The organism is Pseudomonas sp. Tof1, from assembly GCF_055390395.1.
This window is the reverse complement of sequence record NZ_AP024344.1, coordinates 5,236,657-5,256,135: the sequence shown is the minus strand read 5'-3', so window position 1 is coordinate 5,256,135 and position 19,479 is coordinate 5,236,657. Positions and strand designations below refer to the sequence as shown.

The window sequence follows — 19,479 nt, the reverse complement described above, 5'->3', positions numbered from 1 at the left end:
GCTGATGACGATTCTTGGATATGATAGGCAGGATTTGCCGGCCTGGAATGGCTGGCATTTTCACTTATTTTCCAGGTCCAGGCCACAGAGCGGATCGACCAGCCATTGAATTTGGCCCGCCCTGAGCTTCATCCAACACAGTCAGTGGAGAGATCACCTTGGTAGAGTACGTAGTTTCCCTCGATAAGCTCGGCGTCCATGATGTGGAGCACGTAGGGGGCAAGAACGCATCCCTTGGCGAGATGATCAGTAACCTCGCGGGCGCCGGTGTATCGGTTCCCGGCGGCTTTGCCACTACGGCTCAGGCGTATCGCGATTTTCTCGAACAGAGTGGCCTGAACGACCGCATCCACGCCGCGCTCGACGCGCTGGATGTCGATGACGTCAATGCGCTGGCCAAAACCGGCGCCCAGATCCGCCAGTGGATCATGGAAGCGGAGTTCCCCGAGCGCCTCAACAGCGAAATCCGCGCCGCCTTCGCCACCCTGTCGGCGGGCAACCCGGACATGGCCGTGGCCGTGCGCTCCTCGGCGACCGCCGAAGACCTGCCGGACGCTTCCTTCGCCGGCCAGCAGGAAACCTTCCTGAACATCCGTGGCGTGGACAACGTCATCCGCGCGGCCAAGGAAGTCTTCGCCTCGCTGTTCAACGACCGCGCCATTTCCTATCGCGTGCACCAGGGCTTCGACCACAAGCTGGTGGCCCTGTCGGCTGGCGTGCAGCGCATGGTCCGTTCGGAAACCGGCACCGCCGGCGTGATGTTCACCCTCGACACCGAGTCGGGCTTCCGTGACGTGGTGTTCATCACCGGCGCCTACGGCCTGGGTGAAACCGTCGTGCAGGGCGCGGTGAACCCGGACGAATTCTATGTCCACAAGAGTACCCTGGCTGCCGGTCGCCCGGCGATCCTGCGCCGCAACCTGGGCAGCAAGGCGATCAAGATGATCTACGGCGACGAGGCCAAGGCCGGTCGTTCGGTCAAGACCGTCGAGGTCGACAAGGCCGATCGCGCGCGTTTCTGCCTGAGCGACGCGGAGGTCAGCGAACTGGCCAAGCAGGCGATGATCATCGAGAAGCACTACCAGTGCCCGATGGACATCGAATGGGCCAAGGACGGTGACGACGGCAAGCTGTACATCGTGCAGGCCCGCCCTGAAACCGTGAAGAGCCGTGCCAGCGCCAACGTCATGGAGCGCTACCTGCTCAAGGAAAAGGGCACCGTACTGGTCGAGGGCCGTGCCATCGGCCAGCGCATCGGTGCCGGCAAGGTCCGCATCATTCGCGACGTGACCGAGATGGACAAGGTCCAGGTCGGCGACGTGCTGGTCTCCGACATGACCGACCCGGACTGGGAGCCGGTGATGAAGCGCGCCAGCGCCATCGTCACCAACCGCGGCGGCCGTACCTGCCACGCGGCGATCATCGCCCGTGAGCTGGGGATTCCGGCAGTGGTCGGTTGCGGCAACGCCACCGAACTGCTCAAGGACGGCCAGGGCGTGACCGTTTCCTGCGCCGAAGGCGACACCGGCTACATCTTCGAAGGCGAACTGGGCTTCGACATCAAGAAGAACTCCGTCGACGCCATGCCGGAACTGCCGTTCAAGATCATGATGAACGTCGGCAACCCGGACCGCGCCTTCGACTTCGCGCAACTGCCGAACGCCGGTGTGGGCCTGGCCCGCCTGGAGTTCATCATCAACCGCATGATCGGCGTGCACCCCAAGGCGCTGCTCAACTACGCCGGCCTGCCGTCGGAGATCAAGGACAGCGTCGACAAGCGCATCGCCGGCTACGACGATCCGGTCGGCTTCTATGTCGAGAAGCTGGTCGAGGGCATCAGTACCCTGGCGGCGGCGTTCTGGCCGAAGAAGGTCATCGTGCGCCTGTCGGACTTCAAGTCCAACGAATACGCCAACCTGATCGGCGGCAAGCTCTACGAGCCGGAAGAAGAAAACCCGATGCTGGGCTTCCGTGGTGCCTCACGCTACATCAGCGACTCGTTCCGTGACTGCTTCGAACTCGAGTGCCGTGCGCTCAAGCGTGTGCGAAACGAGATGGGCCTGACCAACGTCGAGATCATGGTGCCGTTCGTCCGTACCCTGGGCGAAGCCAGCCAGGTGGTCGAACTGCTGGCGGCCAACGGCCTGGCCCGCGGCGAGAACGGCCTGCGGGTGATCATGATGTGCGAACTGCCGTCCAACGCGATCCTGGCCGACGAGTTCCTCGAGCACTTCGACGGCTTCTCGATCGGCTCCAACGACCTGACCCAGCTCACCCTGGGCCTGGACCGTGACTCCGGGATCATCGCGCACCTGTTCGACGAGCGTAACCCGGCGGTGAAGAAGCTGCTGTCCAATGCCATCCAGGCCTGCAACAAGGCCGGCAAGTACATCGGCATCTGCGGCCAGGGCCCGTCCGACCACCCGGACCTGGCGCGCTGGCTGATGGAACAGGGCATCGAAAGCGTGTCCCTGAACCCGGATACCGTGCTGGAAACCTGGTTCTTCCTGGCTGAAGGCCAGGCGTAAATCGCCAGCCGATCTCGCGCCGCCCCCCTGTGGGGCGCGCCACCTGTAGGAGCAGGGGCGGTGTATCCACAGGAGCGGCGCGTCCCACAGCAATAGTGTATCCCACAGGGGCACGCGAGATAGGTCGGTCTGGGTATTACATGGGGCGAAGCCATGCCGGCATCGCCCTTTTTTGTGCAAGAGCCTTATGCAAAGCAGCAGTGATCTTTTTCCGGTGGCTTTGCTCAGCGCCGAGCGTCGTGGCGATCTGAGCGAAGACGTCTATCGTTTGAAACCGGGCAACAGCCCCGATGCCTCGGTCGAGCTGGCGGTGACCCGCCTGGGCCTGGCCGACGAACCGCAGGCCCGTGGCGTGCCGGTCATTCTCCTGCATGGCAGTTTCTCCAACCGGCGCTTCTGGTTCTCGCCCAAGGGCATTGGCCTGGGCGCCTACCTGGCGCGTGCCGGGTTCGATGTCTGGGTGCCGGAGATGCGCGGCCATGGTCTTTCCGTGCGCAACCAGGACTATCGCCGCAATCGCGTGGCCGACTACGCCCGCTACGATCTGCCGGCGATCGCTGCCTTCGTCCGTGAACAGAGTGGCCAGGTTCCCCACTGGATCGGCCATTCCCTCGGCGGCACGACCCTGGCAGCGGCCCTCGGCGGCCAATACCTGGGCGCGCCGGCGGTGGCTTCGGCGGCATTGTTCGGTTGCCAGGTCAGCCGTAACTACTGGCCGCTGAAGATTCCACCGGTGGAGTGGAGCGGGCGTTTTCTGCTCAAGCGCTTTCCCCACCTGTCCGGTTCGCGCCTCAAGCGCGGCCCGGAGGACGAGCCGATCGGCCTGGCCCTGGAAAGCATGCGCTGGTACGGCCTGTTCGGCCGTTTCGGCGACAAGGAGCGCAATTGGTGGGAGGGCCTGGTGGAGGTCGACGTGCCGGTACTGGCGGTGAGCGCCGACGGCGACCGGCAGGACCCGGCCTGGGCCTGCCGCAAATTGTTCGAGCAGATCGGCTCGCCCCTCAAGCGCTTCATCTGCCTGGGCCGGGAGGCCGGGTTCAGTTCGGAATTCGGCCACGTCGAGATGCTGGTCAGCAAGCCGGCCCAGGCCGAGGTATGGCCTTTGGTGGCTGACTGGTTGCGTGATCAGCAGGCTTTTATGGCGCCTCAGTCAGGCGAGGTTCAGCAAGCGCTCTGACAAGGGCATTCCGCTTCAGGGGCGTTGCGGCTAACATATGACGCATTGAGCATTTCTGGTCATTGTCTAAACAATCGGCCGGGCAGAGCGTTTCTTTGAAGAGGTGCCGGGGAGGGTTGGCGCCTCGATTGCGGTCTCTCACCTACAGGAGTTAGTCCATGAACCATTACGTCACTCCCGACCTGTGCGATGCCTATCCGGATCAGGTACAGGTGCTTGAGCCGATGTTCAGCAACTTCGGTGGTCGCGATTCCTTCGGGGGTCAGATCGTGACCATCAAGTGTTTCGAGGACAACTCCCTGGTCAAGGAACAGGTCGAGGTCGATGGCCGCGGCAAGGTTCTGGTCGTCGATGGTGGGGGCTCGCTGCGTCGCGCACTGCTCGGGGACATGCTGGCCGAGAAGGCGGCGAAGAACGGTTGGGAAGGTCTGGTGGTCTATGGCTGCATCCGCGACGTCGATGTGATCGCGCAGACCGACCTGGGCGTGCAGGCCCTGGCCAGCCATCCGATGAAGACCGACAAGCGCGGTATCGGTGACCTGAATGTGCCGGTGACCTTTGCCGGCGTCACATTTCGGCCGGGCGAATACGTTTACGCGGACAACAACGGGATCATCGTTTCGCCCAGCCCGCTGAAGATGCCTGAATGACTTTTCGCAGTAGACCACAGGGGTAGGGATGTTCGAGGAAGACAACGCGCAATGGGGGCTGGTCCATGCCCTGGTTCTCGATGGTAAGGGTGGTGCGCGCTCGATTGCTCGGACCGAGCTGGATGACCTGCAGTTGCAGCCGGAGGAAAGCCTTTGGCTGCACTGGGATCGCAGCCATCCACAAACCCGGACCTGGCTGCGTCATTCCAGCGGGCTGAGTGAATTCAGCTGCAACCTGCTGCTGGAGGAGAACACCCGCCCGCGCCTGTTGCCGTTGCCGGACAGCGAATTGCTGCTGTTCCTGCGCGGGGTCAACCTCAATCCGGGCGCCGAGCCCGAGGACATGGTTTCGGCACGCATTTTCGCCTCGGCCAGCCGGGTGATTTCCCTGCGCCTGCGACCATTGCGGGCAACCGATGAGTTGCTGGCGCAACTGGAGGAGGGCCAGGGGCCGAAAACCGCTTCCGAACTCATCCTGTACATCGCCCAGCACCTGACGATGAAGGTCCAGGATTTGATCGGCGAGCTCTCGGAAGTGGTCGATGCCGAGGAAGAAAAGGCAGATTCCGACGAACGGTATTGTCCGGAGCATGGGGCGGTCGTGCAGATCCGTCGCCGGGCCGCCGGACTGAAGCGCTTCCTGGCGCCACAGCGGGACATCTTCGGCCAGTTGACGCGGATCAAACTGCCCTGGTTCGCCAGTGACGATGCCGACTACTGGAACGAATTGAACAACAGCCTGACCCGCTATCTCGAGGAGCTCGAACTGACCCGCGAGCGCGTGGGGCTGCTGCTTGACGCCGAGGACCGGCGCCTGAACCAGCACATGAACAAGATCATGTACCGCTTCGGGATCATCACCGGGATCTTCCTGCCGATGAGCTTTCTCACCGGCCTCCTGGGGATCAACGTCGGCGGGATTCCCGGCTCCCAGGACCCCTATGGTTTTGTCATCGCCTGCCTGCTGATCGTCGCCGTGGCGCTCGGGCAGTGGTGGCTGTTTCGCCGTTTGCGCTGGCTCTGAAGGATGTTGCATGTGACCCGGAAAAATCCGATCGCGTCTTTTCAAGACATTCCGAGAGGTGCTTATGCACGATCCGTTTGAACAGTCTCTGCGTGACATGCTCAAGGCCTCGCCGTCCACACCTCGTGACGACGACGCGTGCCTGGGCCGTGTGCTGAAAACCGCCAACCGCCAGGTTGGCGCGGGCGATCTCTTCAGTCTGCTGGGGCGCTGGCTGCAAGCGCTGATGATCGCCCTGAACAATGGATCGGCCCATGTGATGCCGGTTTCTCGTCGTACCCCTGGTTCCCGCTCTGCGGATAAGGCTGATTGAATATGGAACTTGATCTCTGGACTCGGAGTCTGGTGACGGCGATGACAGCGTTGTGGACGAAGGTCGCGAACTTCATCCCGAACCTGTTTGGCGCCCTGGTGGTCGTACTGCTGGGCTTCGTCGTGGCGAAGCTGCTCGATACCCTGTTGTCCAAACTGCTGGCCAAGCTGGGGCTGGACCGCCTCATGGCCGGTACCGGCCTGACCAAGCTGCTAGGCCGGGCGGGCATCCAGGTGCCGATCTCGACGCTGATCGGCAAGATCGTCTATTGGTTCATCCTGCTGATTTTCCTGGTTTCCGCCGCGGAATCGCTGGGCCTGGAGCGGGTTTCGGCGACGCTCGACATGCTGGCGCTGTATCTGCCCAAGGTGTTCGGTGCGGCGCTGGTGCTGCTGGTCGGCATGCTGCTGGCGCAACTGGTCAACGGCCTGGTGCGCGGCGCCGCCGAAGGCGTCGGCCTGGATTATGCCAGTGGCCTGGGGCGCGTGGCCCAGGGCCTGGTGGTGATCATCAGTATTTCGGTGGCGATCAGTCAGCTGGAGGTCAAGACCGACCTGCTGAACCATGTGATCGTGATCGTGCTCATTACCGTTGGTCTGGCCGTGGCGCTGGCCCTGGGCCTGGGGAGCCGGGAAATTGCCGGGCAGATCCTGGCGGGAATCTATGTGCGCGAGTTGTACCAGGTTGGGCAACAAGTGCGAGTTGGCGAGGTCGAAGGGCAGATCGAAGAGATCGGCACGGTTAAGACCACATTGCTGACCGACGAGGGTGAGCTAGTCTCTCTCTCCAATCGGATCCTGCTGGAACAGCATGTGAGTAGCCGCTAAACCGGCAAACCCTGCTAATGTATGCCGCCGCAAAAAGCCTCCAGCCCGGGGCCGCGGCGGCCATTGACCTGACTGTCGGCAAGACTCGTTTTGAATAAAACCCAATCGCTATCGATGCGTTACGACCCCCGCGAGCTCACCGATGAGGAGCTGGTGGCGCGTTCGCATGCGGAGCTGTTTCACGTGACGCGCGCCTACGAAGAGTTGATGCGGCGCTATCAACGAACTTTGTTCAGCGTTTGTTCAAGGTATTTAGGGAACGATCGTGATGCGGATGATGTCTGTCAGGAAGTGATGTTGAAGGTCTTGTATGGCCTCAAGAACTTTGAGGGTAAATCGAAGTTCAAGACATGGCTCTATAGCATCACGTACAACGAATGCATTACCCAGTACCGCAAGGAGCGGCGCAAGCGTCGCCTGATGGATGCCCTGAGTCTCGATCCGCTCGAGGAGGCCTCCGAGGAGAAGACGCCGGCGCCCGAAGAAAAGGGTGGTCTGGACCGCTGGCTGGTGCATGTGAACCCGATCGACCGTGAAATCCTGGTGCTACGTTTTGTCGCAGAGCTGGAATTCCAGGAGATCGCCGACATCATGCACATGGGCCTGAGTGCTACGAAAATGCGCTACAAGAGGGCGCTTGATAAATTGCGTGAGAAATTTGCGGGCATTGCTGAAACTTAGTTGGACGCAAATATCTCTTACGTTCAGGCAAGTTCTGCTAGACTTGTCGCCGAGTTGTCCCCCGGTTTGGGGACTGATTCACAATCACCAGATGGGGATTTAACGGATGAAACTGAAAAACACCTTGGGCATTGCCGTTGGTACACTTGTAGCCGCAACTTCGTTCGGCGCTCTGGCACAAGGCCAAGGCGCAGTCGAGGGTGAGCTGTTCTACAAGAAGCAGTACAACGACAGCGTCAAGCACGTCGAAGACGGCTACAACCCAGGCGCTTCGCTGGGCTACTTCATCACCGACGACGTATCGGTCAACCTGACCTACGACAAGACCAACCACACCCGTTCGAACGACGGCACCGGCAACCAGAAGCTGGGCGGTGACAAGTTCGGCCTGAAAGGTCAGTACCACTTCGGTACCGTTGGCGATGCAATCCGTCCATACGTTGAAGGCGGCGTTGCCCACGGCAGCCTGACCAACGTTGCTGCTGACGGCCACACCGGTCGTGACCAGTCGACTTTCCTGACCACCGGCGCTGGCGCCAAGTGGTACATCACCGACAACCTGTACGCTCGTGCCGGCGTTGAAGCCGACTACAAGCTGGACAACGGCAAGTGGGACTACGCTGCTCTGGTAGGCCTGGGCGTGAACTTCGGTGGCAGCGGCGGCAAGGTCGCTCCTGCACCTGCTCCAGCTCCAGTTGCTCAAGAGCCAGCTCCGGCTCCTGAAGCTCCAGTCGCTGAAGTGGTCAAAGTTGAGCTGGACGTGAAGTTCGACTTCAACAAGGCAGTGGTCAAGCCAAACAGCTACGGCGACGTGCAGAACCTGGCTGACTTCATGAAGCAGTACCCACAAACCACTACCGTGGTGGCTGGTCACACCGACAGCATCGGTACTGACGCCTACAACCAGAAGCTGTCCCAGCGTCGTGCTGACGCTGTGAAGCAGATCCTGGTCAAGGACGGTATCGCTCCTAGCCGCGTTCAGTCGGTTGGCTACGGTAAGACCCGTCCAGTGGCTGACAACGCCACCGAAGCTGGCCGTGCGATCAACCGTCGCGTAGAAGCTTCCGTTGAAGCCCAAGCTAAGTAATTAGCCTGGTGTTGTGAAAAGCCCGGCTCAGGCCGGGCTTTTCTTTGCCTGCGATTCAGTGCTCAGGGTTTCAGCATCCAGAGCAGCAGGGCCAGGTTGGCCAGCAACGACAGCAGCGCCACCGTGCGCCAGACTTTCAGCGGCTCGCGCTCCAGTAGTGGTCGCGGGCGCACGACCAGCACATTGCGCTCACCTTTTTCCAACTCCAGCAGCCACTGCTCGGCCGTCTCGTAGCGTTCCGAGGGATCCACCGCGATCGCCCGATTCAGGCTGTGGGCCAGCCATTCGGGAAGATCCGGGCGATAACGTGCGGCACTGACCGGCGTACCGAAGCGCGGGCGCTGGAAGGCTTCGAGCTCGCCATGGGGGTAATGCCCGGTCAGTAGATGAAACAGGCTGACGCCGACACTGTAGAGGTCCTGGCGGACGTCCGGCGGCTGCCCGTCGAAGGCTTCCGGTGCGATGTAGCCGGGGGTGCCCGGCAGTTCCGGGCCAGGTGCTTCGCTCAGCCCGGGACAATAGGCCAGGCCGAAATCCAGCAGGCGCAACTCGCCATCGCTGCCCAGGTGCAGGTTCTGCGGCTTGATGTCGCGGTGCAGGATGTTGCGCCGATGGAGCATGCCGACCGCCTGCAGGGTGCGCCTGGCCAGCTCCTGCCATTGCGCCAGCGGCAGCGGCCCGACCTGCCGGAACCGTTCGGCGAGGGTCTGGCCCGGATATTCGCGCATCAGGTAATACAGGTGCTGGCGTTGCGGGGCAGGGTGCACTTCGGGAAAGCAGCGCCCGGCCACCCGGCGCAGAAACCACTCCTCCAGCAGCAGCCCCTGGCCGGCGTCGGGCTCGGCGTGACGGCTCGCGGGCAGGGTCTTGAGCAACCAGGGCTGTTGTTGGGCATCCCGCACCCGGTAGAGCAGCGATTGCCGGCTCTGCGCCAGCAGGCTGTCGACCTGCCACCCCTCGAAGAACTGGCCGGGCTTGAGCAGCGGCGGCAACGGCCATTGCTGCAACTGGATCAGCGTGTCACCGAGACTGTTTTCCCCCGGTTGCTCGACCCTCACCAGCAGCGCACTGGCGTTATCCTGGCTGCCGGCCAGGTGTGCGGCATTGACCAGGGTCTTCACCGCATCATTCGGCTCGGGCTGTTCACGCAGGATAGTGGCAATCGCCCCATCGCCGAGGGTGGCCCAGACGCCGTCGCTGAGCAGGACGAAACTTTCGCCCTGGCGCAGTTCGCCATCGAGATAGTCGACCACCAGGTGCTGGTCCAGGCCCAGGGCGCGCTTGAGTACGTGCTGCATGTCCGGTTGTTCCCAGACATGATCCTGGCTGATCCGCTGCAACTGGTCGTCATGCCAGCGATAGACCCGGCAATCGCCGACATGGGCCAGGGTGAAGCGCCGTCCGCGCAAGACCACGGCGCTCAGGGTGGTGAGCAGCGGTTGTCCGCCGCCATTGGCCTGCAGCCAGCGATTCTGCGCCAGCAGCAGGCGGTCCAGCGCCTGGGCCACGCCCCAGGTCGCCGGCGTGGCGTAATAGTCGAGTGCCAGCGCCTGCAGGGTCGCCTGCGCCGCCAGCGCGCCGTCGGCGCACTGGCTGACCCCGTCGGCGATGGCGAACAGATAACCCTTGCTCGCCGCCAGCTCCGGTGCCGGCGTGACCAGGCGCACGGCGTCCTGGTTCTCCGTGCGGGGGCCGGTGGCGCTGGCCTGGGCAAAGCTCAGTTGCAGAGCCATCGGCCGCTCAGACCCTGGCCGCGGTCACGGCCGCCGAGCCCCAGGTGGTGCGCCAGCGCCGCTTGACTCCGTGCAGGCCGAACCAGGCGAGCACCCCCAGGCTGGCGAACAGCCACAAGGCCAACTGGTAGCTGCCGGTGCTCTGCTTGATGGCGCCCATGCCGGCCGCCAGGGCGAAGCCGCCGATGCCGCCGGCCATGCCGATCAGCCCGGTCATCACGCCGATTTCCAGGCGGAAGCGTTGGGGGACCAGCTGGAATACCGCGCCGTTGCCGGCCCCGAGGCCGAGCATCGCCAGGACGAACAGCCCCAGGGCGGCATGGGAATCGGGCAGGTTGAAACCGACGGCGGCGATGCAGGTGGCGGCCACGGCGTACATGCCGAGCAGCGTACGGATGCCGCCGAAACGATCGGCCAGGGCACCGCCCAGCGGACGCATCAGGCTGCCGCCGAACACGCAGGCGGCGGTGTAGTAGCCGGCGGTCACCGGGCTCAGGGCGTACTGGTCGTTGAAATAGCCGGGCAGTGCGCTGGCCAGGCCGATGAAGCCGCCGAAGGTCACGCTGTAGAAGAACATGAACCACCAACTGTCGCGGTCGCCCAAGGCTTTCATGTAGTCGCCCATGGACTTGGCCTTGGGCCGTTGTGGGGCGTTGCGGGCCAGCAGGGTGAACAGCAGCAGGGTGGCGAGCAGCGGAATCAGGGCGAAACCGAACACGTTGTTCCAACCGAAGGAGGCCGCGAGCAGCGGTGCGATCAGTGCGGCGAACACCGTGCCGGAGTTGCCGGCGCCGGCGATGCCCATGGCCTTGCCCTGGTGCTGTGGCGGGTACCACTGCGAGGCCAGGGGCAGGGCGACGGCGAACGAGGCACCGGCCATGCCGAGGCACAGCCCCAGCAGCAGCGCCTGTTCATAACTGTGGATACCCAGTTGCCAGGCGCCCAGCAGCGCGACGATCACACAGACCTGGCCGATGATCCCGGCGGTCTTGGGCGACAGCCGGTCGGCCAGCATGCCCATCAGGAAGCGCAGGACCGCGCCGGCCAGGATCGGCGTGGCCACCACCAGCCCGCGCTGCTGGGTGGTCAGGTGCAGGTCGGCGGCGATCTGCACCGCGAGGGGGCCGAGCAGGTACCAGACCATGAAACTCAGGTCGAAATACAGAAAGGCCGAAAACAGGGTCGGGGTATGGCCGGACTTCCAGAAACTTGCATTCATCACGCACCTCAGCGGTAAGAGTCTCAGGGGGGCTGTCGCAAGGGGGCGGTGATGCGCCTGCACGGCTGCACCACTGGCCCCCATTTGCGGGACCAAAACGCAAAAGACGTCGCCACCCGCTGCGCTGGCGCGAAAGGGGTGGGCGACGTCTTTGTCGTAAAGTGGGGCAACCGCCGTTGGTTACCTGCAGGTTCGGATAAGCAAGAGGCGGGCCAGGCTGGCTGCGCCTCAGCCGAGCAGTTCGCTCATGGCGATGATCTGCTCGGCGACCTGGATCAGTTTCTGTTGGCGGCTCATGGCCTGGCGCCGCATCAGGGTATAGGCCTCCTCTTCCTTGCAGTCCTTCATCTTCATCAGCAGGCCCTTGGCCTGTTCGATGCGCTTGCGTTCGGCCAACTGCTGGTCCCGTGCCTGCAATTGGGCACGCAACGCCTGGTCGCTCTCGAAACGGGCCATGGCCACGTCGAGGATCGGCTGCAGGCGCTGGGCCTGGATACCTTCGACAATGTAGGCACTGACGCCGGACTTGATGGCCTGGCGCATCACCCCCGGATCGTGTTCGTCGGTGAACATCACGATGGGCCGGGGCTGGTCGCGGCTGACCAGCACCACCTGTTCCAGTACGTCGCGGCTGGGGGATTCGGTGTCGATCAGGATCACGTCGGGGCGCACGCTCTCCACGCGCGCGGGCAGGTCGATGGTCAGTCCCGACTCGTCGATGACCTCGAAGCCGGCCTCGACCAGGGCGGCCCGCAGGCGTCCGACCTTTTTCGCGGTGTCGTTGATCAGCAGGATACGCAGCATGTTCAGGCCTCCGATCAGTGACGGGCGAACGCGGCGGGCGCGTCGCTCATGGCATGCAGCCGGAAACTGCGGGCATAGCCGGCCGGGTCGCTGCCGTCCCAGATCTGGCCATCGATCAGGCGGCTGCTGCGCATCACCTCAGGCCCGTGCGCGATCCCCAGCGCGGTGGCGGCCTGGCGATACAGTTCCAGTTGCTGCACCTGGCGGGCGACGCCGAGGTAGTCGGGATCCTCGCGCAGCAGCCCCCAGCGGCGGAACTGGGTCATGAACCACATGCCGTCCGACAGATAGGGCAGGTTCACCGCGCCGGCTGCGTGGAAACGCAAGGCGTGGGGATCCTGCCAGCGTTGGCCGAGGCCGTCCTCGTAGTCGCCGAGCAGGCGTGGCTGGATATGCTCCAGCGGCGCATCGAGATAATCGCTGCCGCTGAGCAGTTGCGCCGTGCTGCGGCGGTTTTCCGGGCTCTGCTCGATGAACCGGCTGGCTTCGAGCACCGCCATCATCAGGGCTCGTGCGGTATTGGGGTACTGCTCGACGAACGCCCGGGTGCAGCCCAGCACCTTCTCCGGGTGATCGGGCCAGATCGTCTGGCTGGTGGCCAGGGTGAAGCCCAGGCCCTGCCTGACCGCGCTGTCGCTCCAGGGCTCGCCGACGCAGAAACCGTCGATCCGTCCGGCGCGCAGGTGCGTGATCATCTGGGGCGGCGGCACCACCACGCTGTTGACGTCCCTGAGTGGGTGTATGCCCTGGCTGGCCAGCCAGTAATACAGCCACATGGCGTGGGTGCCGGTGGGAAACGTCTGGGCAAAGGTCAGCCTTGCGCCATTCTGGTGCGCGTGTCGGCCCAGTGCTTCAGGGCTGGTCACGCCGGCCTTCTGCAGGGCCGGGGAGAGGTTGATGCTCTGGCCGTTCTGGTTCAGGCCCATCAGCACCGCCATATCGGTGGCCGGGCTGCCGCCGATGCCCAGGTGCACGGCGTAGATCAATCCGTAGAGGCTGTGGGCGGCGTCCAGTTCGCCGCTGACCAGCTTGTCGCGCAGACTGGCCCAGGACGGCTGGCGCCTGAGATTCAGGGTCAGGCCGTATGGCTGGGCAAAGCCCTGGGTGGCGGCGACCACCAGCGAGGCACAGTCGCTCAGGGGCATGAAGCCGAGATCCAGGCTGGGTTTCTCTGGCGCATCGCTGCCGTTGACCCAGGCGAGGGGGGAGGCGGGGAGTTCGTTCATCGGCGTTTCACTCTTCAAAAAAAAACGTCGCACCCGGCCGACGCCTCTGGCGCTGGCGGGTTACGACGTCTTTGTCCTTGCAGCCCGGCCGCCGTTGGCCAGGGTTTGTCGGGATGTAGCAAGGCATATGCCACTGTCGCGGACGTGCCGGGTGGCCATCAGCTTCTCATCATGATCTGGCAGGGGGATCGGGCCATCATCGTCCGCGACTGATCGACGACAGGTGGAATACACGGTGCAGGCTGATCAACGCTTTGCGATGACGTGTCCCGGAGGAGTCTCCGCGCAACGGGTGTCGTTCGTGCGGGCCGGTGACGCCGGTGCATGCCTGGCTTGCGACGAGTCGATGGTGGGGGGCTACCTGCCGCCCGGCTGGCAGGGCCTGGTGGTCGGGCGCAATGCGTTGCGGGTCGTCTCCGGAGACTGGTGCAGTGCGGCGTTGCCCGGCACTTGCCTGATGAAACTGCAGGTGTTCATCGACATGGGCGTGACCGTCGAGCGCGACCGTCCGTGCGCACAACCCTGGGCGGTCCTGCCCATGCCGCCGGCGGTGAGCCGCAGCCGGGCGTGCCTGGAGCGCTGGTACATCGAACGGGCGCTGCGCGACGATCCCGACTATCGACGATTCGCCAGCGTGCTGCGCCAGAGCGCGAGCTACTGGCTGGTGCGGTTCCTGCTGGAGCAGGGCACCGCCAGCGAAAAACTGATCGGCCTGGCCCGACGCTACGGGGTTTCGGTCTCGCATTTTCGGCGGCTGTGCCACCAGGCGCTGGGAGGCGCGGCCAAGCCGGAGCTGCGGGACTGGCGCGCGGCCAAGGCGCTGTTGCGGATGATCCGCGGCGGTGGCTCGCTGACCGACGTCGCACTGGAATACGGTTATGCCTCCTCGTCGCATTTCTCCAAGGAAGTGCGCGAACTGCTCGGCGTCGCACCGAGCCGGCTGCTCGATCTCGTGGAGCAACCGGATTGACAGCGCGGACGTTGCGACGCTGGCTCGGTGCCTGGCTGCTGTTCTGCCCGCTGTGCTGGAGCGTCAGTGCCGCGCCCGCCGGGAGTGGCGACTACGTGGCCCGCGAAGAGGGCCTGCGCAGTTTTTTTTCCGCGCTGTCGGCGCCGTTGGGCAAACCGATCATCGTCAGCAAGGCGGCCGCCGGCAAGCGCATCAGTGGCGAATTCCCGCTGCACTCGGCCCGCCAGACCTTCGACCGCATCGTCGCCCAACTGGGGCTGATCTGGTACAGCGACGGCCAGGCCATCTACCTGTATGACGCCGCCGAGGTGAAAAGCTCGGTGGTGGCGCTGCGAGTGATCAGCGTCGATACCCTCAAGCAGTTCCTGCGCCAGTCGGGCCTCGAGGATGCGCGCTATCCGTTGCGCAACGACGGGCGCCGGACCTTCTATGTGTCCGGCCCGCCGATCTATGTCGACCTGGTCATGCAGGCGGCGCAACTGATGGACAACCGGCCTTCGGAACTGCTGCTCGGCCAGCAGCGGATCGGCGTGATCCATCTGCTCAATACCTTCGTCGGCGATCGCGAGTACGAACAGCGCGACCGCAAGGTGTCGATTCCCGGCATGGCCACGGTGATCGAGAGCCTGCTCAAGGGCGAGCCGGGCGGCGTCGAGCCCCAGGTCGAAGTCAAGACCGTGGGCGGCAGCCCGTTGCGCATGCCGCAGTTTCCCCTGGAAGGGCTGGCGACGCCGATTTCCCCGGAGGACCCCACCGCACCCCGGGTGCTGGCGCGGGAGGCCGCCGCCGGCAATATCCGGGTGGTGGCTTACCCGGATACCAACAGCCTGCTGGTCAAGGGGCTGCCCGAGCAGGTGCGCTTCATCGAGAACCTGGTGGCGGCGCTGGATGTACCCAAGCGCCATGTCGAGCTGTCGCTGTGGATCATCGACCTGAACCAGGACGAACTGAACCAGCTCGGCGTGAACTGGCAAGGCGGGATCAAGGTCGGCTCGCAACTGCAGGTGTCGCTCAATGCCGGTTCTGTGACCACCCTGGATGGCGTTTCCTTCATGGCCCGGATCCTGGCCCTGGCCCGGAAGAACCGCGCCAATGTGGTGGCGCGGCCGGTGATCCTGACCCAGGAGAACGTACCGGCGCTGTTCGACAACAACCGCACCTTCTATACCCAACTGCTCGGCGAACGCAGTGTCGATCTGCAGAGCGTGACCTACGGGACCCTGGTCAGCGTGCTGCCGCGCTTTGCCATCGCCGATGAAATCGAGATGTCGCTGAACATCGAGGACGGTAGCGAGGTCGAGCGCAGCGCGGGCGACGCTGGCGCGTTGCCGGTGGTCGGGCGCACCCGGATCAATACGGTTGCCCGGGTGCCCCAGGGCAAGAGCCTGCTGGTCGGTGGTTTCACCCGTGACGATTACCGCGAACAGGTCGCCCGTATTCCGTTGCTCGGTTCGATCCCGCTGATTGGCGGGCTGTTCCGTTACCGGGTCGACAGTTCGGCGAACACCGCCCGGGTGTTCCTGATCCAGCCCCGGGAAATTCTCGGCGCCTTGCAGGCCAGCACCCAGGACCTGGGCAAGGGCCTGATGAGCGTCGAACAGCAGGAAATGGTGCGCCGGGCCTTCATGCGGGCGGTGGACGGCTGATGGTCTCGATCCATTCCGTTTCGAGCCGGGCCCTGCTCGCCCGCCTCGATGCCGCCCGGCAGGATGCCCAGGCCCAACCCGATGCCGAACCGAGCGATGCGGAGGCGGATCCGGTGGCACTGTTGCAGCGCTTCATCGAGAAGAGCGACGACATGTCGGCGGCCCTGGCCGGCTTTCGCCAGCGCCGACATTTCGAACTCAAGGCCGAAAGCCGGCCGGACAGTTTCGAGGCGGTTCTCGACGAAGATGTGCAGCCCAAGGCCCGGCAGGTACTGGCCCTGGCCAAGGCCACGGACAAGCCGGTCGAGTGGCTGTTGCAGGCGGCCCGCGGGTTGTTTCCCGATGACAGCGACCTGGTGCTGGTGCTGCGCGAACTGCTGCGCCGCAGCAGGCTGCAGGCCGCGACGCGCCAGCGCCTGGAACAGCTGCTCGAAACGGTGGTGGCCCAGGCCTCGCCCCGGCGGCTCAAGGCCGGCATCAACAGCGCCCTGAAAGCCCGTTTGTTTGGCCGGGTGATGGAACTGCGCGCGGGACTGTTGCGTGAAGCCTACCGGGACTACCTGGAGAGCGAAGCCGGCGCGGTCACCTGCTACGAGGACTGGGTGGCCCTGTTCGGCGCCGGGCGGCGGGCCACGGTACTGGCTTTCATCGAGGCGGCCCTGCTGACGGACATCGCCGCCCAGGACCCCAGTTGCTCGCGTCAGGAGTTCGGTCCCCTGCTGGCCCGGCTCACCGACCTGAAACGCCTGCGTTCGGCCGATGCCATGTTTGTCGCCAGCGTGCTGGGCGACGAACGGGTGTGTCGCTGCAATGACGAGGAGGCCGACTGGCTGGTGTTTTTCTTCGGCGTGCTCAGGCACCCCGGCGAACTCGACCAACTGTTGTCGGGGGTGCTCGGTGAACGGGTGTTGCTGACGCTGTACCGGGAGCGCTCGGCATTGCTGCAGGTGCTGCGGCGGGCCTGTCTGCGACTGCCCCACGAGCTGTTCGCCGACGAGGACGCCCTGGCACGACTGGCCGAGCAGTTCCTGGCCCTGGCCGATGTCGTCCTGGGCCATGAGCAGGTCGAACGGCGGCGTGGCGTCCGGCCTTTCGACGAGACTGGAAACTAGCCGGCCATGCCCGATCGATTCCTGCGCGCGCTTTCGGCCCGCCCCGAACTGCTGATCCTGTCGCTGATGGTGATGATCATCGCGATGCTGATCATTCCCCTGCCGACGCCGCTGGTGGACTTCCTGATCGGCCTGAACATCGTCATTTCCCTGCTGATCTTCATGGGCTCGTTCTACATCGAACGAATCCTAGGCTTCTCCACCTTTCCGGCCCTGTTGCTGCTGACCACGCTGTTCCGCCTGGCGCTGTCGATCAGCACCAGCCGGCTGATCCTGACCCAGGCGGATGCCGGCGAGATCATCGCCTCGTTCGGCGAGTTCGTGATCGGCGACAACCTGGTGGTGGGCTTCGTGATCTTCGCGATCGTCACTGTCGTGCAGTTCATCGTCATCACCAAGGGTTCGGAGCGGGTGGCCGAGGTGGCGGCGCGGTTTTCCCTGGACGGCATGCCGGGCAAGCAGATGAGCATTGACGGCGACCTCAAGGCCGGCGCCATCGACGCCGACCAGGCGCGAGACAAGCGCAACGTGCTGGAGCGCGAGAGCCAGCTCTACGGCTCCTTCGACGGGGCGATGAAGTTCATCAAGGGCGACGCGATTGCCGGGATCATCATCATCTTCGTCAACTTTCTCGGCGGCATCGCCATCGGCGTCGGCCAACAGGGGATGGACTTCGGCGCGGCGTTGTCGATCTACACCCTGCTGACCATCGGCGACGGCCTGGTGGCGCAGATCCCGGCGCTGCTGATCGCTATCGGCGCCGGCTTCATCGTCACCCGGGTCAACGGTGACGAGGCCAACCTGGGGCGCAACATGCTCACGCAGATGTTCGCCAACCCGTTCGTGGTCGGCGTCACCGCCCTGCTGGCGGTGGCCGTCGGCCTGCTGCCGGGCTTTCCGCTGGCGACCTTCGTGGTAATTGCCGCGGTGCTGGCGCTGGTGGTGTTCCTGCGCTGGCGCCAGTCGCGTGTCGCCTCGGGCGAGAGCCGGCAGAGCGAAGCGCAGGCGCCGGTCGAAGCGCCGGCTGACGGTGAACTGGGGCTGCTGGACAGCGTCGATGAAATCGCTACCGAGACGGTGGCGCTGATCCTGCTGGTGCCCTCGGCGCGGTTGGCCGAGTTGCGTGCGGCCAGGCTCGCCGAGCGCTTTCGCAGCCAGTTCTTCGTCGACTACGGCCTGAAGATCCCGTTGCCGCAGCTACGGGCCTCCGAAGTGCTGCCCGACCACCAGGTGGCGGTGCTGATCAACGAGGTGCGCGCCGACCAGTTCGACATTCATTTCGATCACTGGCGGGTCCTCGACTATTCGCCGGAACTGGCCGCCATGGGCCTGCCGCTTGTGCGCGGGCGCGACAGCAACAACCTGGAAAGCATCTGGATCGCCGCCTCGGGCAGGGCCACCGCGACGGAGCTGGGCTATCGGCTGCGTGCCGCCCATGACGAATGCTACCGCTGCCTGGTGACCCTGCTGGCGCGCAACATCACCGAGTTCTTCGGCGTGCAGGAAACCAAGGCGCTGCTCGACGAAATGGAGGGACGCTACCCGGACCTGCTCAAGGAGGTCTATCGCCACGTCACCGTGCAGAAGATCGCCGAGATCCTCCAGCGCCTGGTCGGCGAGCGGATCTCCGTGCGCAACCTCAAGCTGATTCTCGAATCCCTGGCCCATTGGGCCTCCCGGGAGAAGGACAGCATCACCCTGGTCGAGCACGTGCGTGGCGGCCTGGGGCGCTACATCAGCAACAAGTTCGCCCATGGCAACGACCTGCGCGTGCTGCTGCTGTCGCCGGAGTTCGAGGACGTGGTGCGCCATGGCATCCGCCAGACCTCCAGCGGCAGCTTTCTCAACCTGGAGCCGGCGCAGTCCGAGGACCTGATCGATCGGCTGAGCCTGGGCCTGGAAGGCCTGCACGTGCCGCAGAAGGACCTGGTGCTGCTCTGCTCGGTGGATGTGCGGCGCTATGTCAAGAAACTGGTCGAAGGACGATTTCGCGAGCTGGACGTCATGTCGTTCGGCGAGATCAGCGAAACCATCTCCGTCAATGTCATCAAAACCCTCTGAAGGAAAGTACCCATGCAGAACATGGACATCGCCGAACGCCTGCGGGCCGCTCTGTTGTACAGCGGGTGCACCGCTGCGCAACTGGGAAGTTTCGACGGCCACAGCACCATCGAACTGGAAATGAAGGAGCAGCCCAACATCCGCGTCGACGTCATCGATGGCGACGTCTGGCTGTGGAGCGTGCTGGCGCAGATGAGCCCCGCGGCCTTCGCCTACAGTGCCGAAGCGCTGCTGCGTTATCTGTTGCGGGGTAACGCCGATGCCCGCACCGGGCAATTGCAACTGTTCGAGGCCGACGGGCAGTTCGAGGTGCGACTGATGCTCGGCGAGCCGGCGCTGGCCAGCGACCAGTCCTTTGCCGAGGCGATCGACGGGTTCATGCAGGACACCGAGGAACTATGCCGCATCATTCGCCAGTGAG

Annotated in this window: 17 protein-coding genes; 13 read left to right on the top strand and 4 right to left on the bottom strand. The window is 64.3% G+C overall.

The window, feature by feature from the left end; all coding sequences use genetic code 11:
• Nucleotides 1-158: 158 nt before the first annotated feature.
• The 8 genes from ppsA (at nucleotide 159) to ACZ5KU_RS23485 (ending at nucleotide 8,287) form a co-directional block, all read left to right on the top strand.
• Nucleotides 159-2,528: a phosphoenolpyruvate synthase gene (ppsA, locus tag ACZ5KU_RS23520; protein WP_054056765.1), complete on the top strand. Its 2,370-nt coding sequence runs from the start codon at nucleotides 159-161 to the stop codon at nucleotides 2,526-2,528.
• 187 nt (nucleotides 2,529-2,715) lie between these two features.
• Complete coding sequence (locus tag ACZ5KU_RS23515) at nucleotides 2,716-3,705, top strand: alpha/beta fold hydrolase (protein ID WP_464736357.1); 990 nt, start codon at nucleotides 2,716-2,718, stop codon at nucleotides 3,703-3,705.
• A gap of 158 nt (nucleotides 3,706-3,863) precedes the next feature.
• On the top strand, nucleotides 3,864-4,355 hold the full coding sequence (rraA, locus tag ACZ5KU_RS23510) for a ribonuclease E activity regulator RraA (protein WP_054063040.1): 492 nt from the start codon (nucleotides 3,864-3,866) through the stop codon (nucleotides 4,353-4,355).
• 28 nt (nucleotides 4,356-4,383) lie between these two features.
• Nucleotides 4,384-5,379 carry a zinc transporter ZntB gene (locus ACZ5KU_RS23505; RefSeq protein ID WP_054056762.1) on the top strand — a complete coding sequence of 332 codons (996 nt, stop codon included), beginning with the start codon at nucleotides 4,384-4,386 and terminating at the stop codon, nucleotides 5,377-5,379.
• Between the two features lie 64 nt (nucleotides 5,380-5,443).
• Nucleotides 5,444-5,692 (top strand): hypothetical protein, encoded by a 249-nt coding sequence (locus ACZ5KU_RS23500; protein WP_017901896.1) that lies wholly within the window; start codon nucleotides 5,444-5,446, stop codon nucleotides 5,690-5,692.
• A 2-nt stretch (nucleotides 5,693-5,694) separates the two neighbouring features.
• Nucleotides 5,695-6,519, top strand: a complete 825-nt coding sequence (locus ACZ5KU_RS23495) for a mechanosensitive ion channel family protein (protein WP_026144854.1) — start codon at nucleotides 5,695-5,697, stop codon at nucleotides 6,517-6,519.
• 90 nt (nucleotides 6,520-6,609) lie between these two features.
• Nucleotides 6,610-7,200, top strand: a complete 591-nt coding sequence (sigX, locus tag ACZ5KU_RS23490) for an RNA polymerase sigma factor SigX (protein ID WP_026007354.1) — start codon at nucleotides 6,610-6,612, stop codon at nucleotides 7,198-7,200.
• A gap of 106 nt (nucleotides 7,201-7,306) precedes the next feature.
• A complete protein-coding gene (locus ACZ5KU_RS23485; protein ID WP_054056761.1) occupies nucleotides 7,307-8,287 on the top strand; it encodes an OmpA family protein in 981 nt (326 codons plus the stop codon).
• A gap of 62 nt (nucleotides 8,288-8,349) precedes the next feature.
• Here ACZ5KU_RS23485 and ACZ5KU_RS23480 read toward each other — a convergent pair whose 3' ends face one another.
• The 4 genes from ACZ5KU_RS23480 to ACZ5KU_RS23465 all read right to left on the bottom strand — a co-directional run bounded on the left by ACZ5KU_RS23480 (nucleotide 8,350) and on the right by ACZ5KU_RS23465 (nucleotide 13,269).
• Nucleotides 8,350-10,020 carry a protein kinase domain-containing protein gene (locus tag ACZ5KU_RS23480; RefSeq protein ID WP_464736356.1) on the bottom strand — a complete coding sequence of 557 codons (1,671 nt, stop codon included), beginning with the start codon at nucleotides 10,018-10,020 and terminating at the stop codon, nucleotides 8,350-8,352.
• A gap of 7 nt (nucleotides 10,021-10,027) precedes the next feature.
• The gene (locus tag ACZ5KU_RS23475; RefSeq protein WP_054063036.1) at nucleotides 10,028-11,239 is read right to left on the bottom strand and encodes a nitrate/nitrite transporter; all 1,212 of its coding nucleotides are present in this window, start codon (nucleotides 11,237-11,239) and stop codon (nucleotides 10,028-10,030) included.
• 228 nt (nucleotides 11,240-11,467) lie between these two features.
• Nucleotides 11,468-12,043: an ANTAR domain-containing response regulator gene (locus ACZ5KU_RS23470; protein WP_054060589.1), complete on the bottom strand. Its 576-nt coding sequence runs from the start codon at nucleotides 12,041-12,043 to the stop codon at nucleotides 11,468-11,470.
• A gap of 14 nt (nucleotides 12,044-12,057) precedes the next feature.
• On the bottom strand, nucleotides 12,058-13,269 hold the full coding sequence (locus ACZ5KU_RS23465; protein WP_464736355.1) for a CmpA/NrtA family ABC transporter substrate-binding protein: 1,212 nt from the start codon (nucleotides 13,267-13,269) through the stop codon (nucleotides 12,058-12,060).
• A 259-nt stretch (nucleotides 13,270-13,528) separates the two neighbouring features.
• Here ACZ5KU_RS23465 and ACZ5KU_RS23460 point away from each other — a divergent pair, with 259 nt between their 5' ends.
• Genes ACZ5KU_RS23460 through ACZ5KU_RS23440 form a run of 5 tightly spaced genes read left to right on the top strand, consistent with a single transcriptional unit; the run spans nucleotide 13,529 to nucleotide 19,478 of the window.
• The gene (locus tag ACZ5KU_RS23460) at nucleotides 13,529-14,239 is read left to right on the top strand and encodes a helix-turn-helix domain-containing protein (RefSeq protein ID WP_241494355.1); all 711 of its coding nucleotides are present in this window, start codon (nucleotides 13,529-13,531) and stop codon (nucleotides 14,237-14,239) included.
• Nucleotides 14,236-15,885 (top strand): type III secretion system outer membrane ring subunit SctC, encoded by a 1,650-nt coding sequence (sctC, locus tag ACZ5KU_RS23455; RefSeq protein ID WP_301601398.1) that lies wholly within the window; start codon nucleotides 14,236-14,238, stop codon nucleotides 15,883-15,885. Before ACZ5KU_RS23460 ends, sctC begins: the two co-directional genes overlap by 4 nt.
• Complete coding sequence (gene sctW / locus ACZ5KU_RS23450) at nucleotides 15,885-16,997, top strand: type III secretion system gatekeeper subunit SctW (RefSeq protein WP_464736354.1); 1,113 nt, start codon at nucleotides 15,885-15,887, stop codon at nucleotides 16,995-16,997. Before sctC ends, sctW begins: the two co-directional genes overlap by 1 nt.
• Before the next feature lie 6 nt (nucleotides 16,998-17,003).
• A complete protein-coding gene (locus tag ACZ5KU_RS23445; protein WP_464736353.1) occupies nucleotides 17,004-19,058 on the top strand; it encodes an EscV/YscV/HrcV family type III secretion system export apparatus protein in 2,055 nt (684 codons plus the stop codon).
• Between the two features lie 12 nt (nucleotides 19,059-19,070).
• Complete coding sequence (locus ACZ5KU_RS23440) at nucleotides 19,071-19,478, top strand: InvB/SpaK family type III secretion system chaperone (protein ID WP_054063031.1); 408 nt, start codon at nucleotides 19,071-19,073, stop codon at nucleotides 19,476-19,478.
• The last annotated feature ends 1 nt before the right edge of the window (nucleotide 19,479 follow it).

Bases quoted from the DNA above. Each gene is read 5' to 3' on its own strand.
- ACZ5KU_RS23515 (WP_464736357.1), top strand. From the start codon at position 2,716: ATGCAAAGCAGCAGTGATCTTTTTCCGGTGGCTTTGCTCAGCGCCGAG.
- rraA (WP_054063040.1), top strand. From the start codon at position 3,864: ATGAACCATTACGTCACTCCCGACCTGTGCGATGCCTATCCGGATCAG.
- ACZ5KU_RS23505 (WP_054056762.1), top strand. From the start codon at position 4,384: ATGTTCGAGGAAGACAACGCGCAATGGGGGCTGGTCCATGCCCTGGTT.
- ACZ5KU_RS23500 (WP_017901896.1), top strand. From the start codon at position 5,444: ATGCACGATCCGTTTGAACAGTCTCTGCGTGACATGCTCAAGGCCTCG.
- ACZ5KU_RS23495 (WP_026144854.1), top strand. From the start codon at position 5,695: ATGGAACTTGATCTCTGGACTCGGAGTCTGGTGACGGCGATGACAGCG.
- ACZ5KU_RS23485 (WP_054056761.1), top strand. From the start codon at position 7,307: ATGAAACTGAAAAACACCTTGGGCATTGCCGTTGGTACACTTGTAGCC.
- ACZ5KU_RS23480 (WP_464736356.1), bottom strand. From the start codon at position 10,020: ATGGCTCTGCAACTGAGCTTTGCCCAGGCCAGCGCCACCGGCCCCCGC.
- ACZ5KU_RS23475 (WP_054063036.1), bottom strand. From the start codon at position 11,239: ATGAATGCAAGTTTCTGGAAGTCCGGCCATACCCCGACCCTGTTTTCG.
- ACZ5KU_RS23470 (WP_054060589.1), bottom strand. From the start codon at position 12,043: ATGCTGCGTATCCTGCTGATCAACGACACCGCGAAAAAGGTCGGACGC.
- ACZ5KU_RS23465 (WP_464736355.1), bottom strand. From the start codon at position 13,269: ATGAACGAACTCCCCGCCTCCCCCCTCGCCTGGGTCAACGGCAGCGAT.
- ACZ5KU_RS23460 (WP_241494355.1), top strand. From the start codon at position 13,529: ATGACGTGTCCCGGAGGAGTCTCCGCGCAACGGGTGTCGTTCGTGCGG.
- sctW (WP_464736354.1), top strand. From the start codon at position 15,885: ATGGTCTCGATCCATTCCGTTTCGAGCCGGGCCCTGCTCGCCCGCCTC.
- ACZ5KU_RS23445 (WP_464736353.1), top strand. From the start codon at position 17,004: ATGCCCGATCGATTCCTGCGCGCGCTTTCGGCCCGCCCCGAACTGCTG.
- ACZ5KU_RS23440 (WP_054063031.1), top strand. From the start codon at position 19,071: ATGCAGAACATGGACATCGCCGAACGCCTGCGGGCCGCTCTGTTGTAC.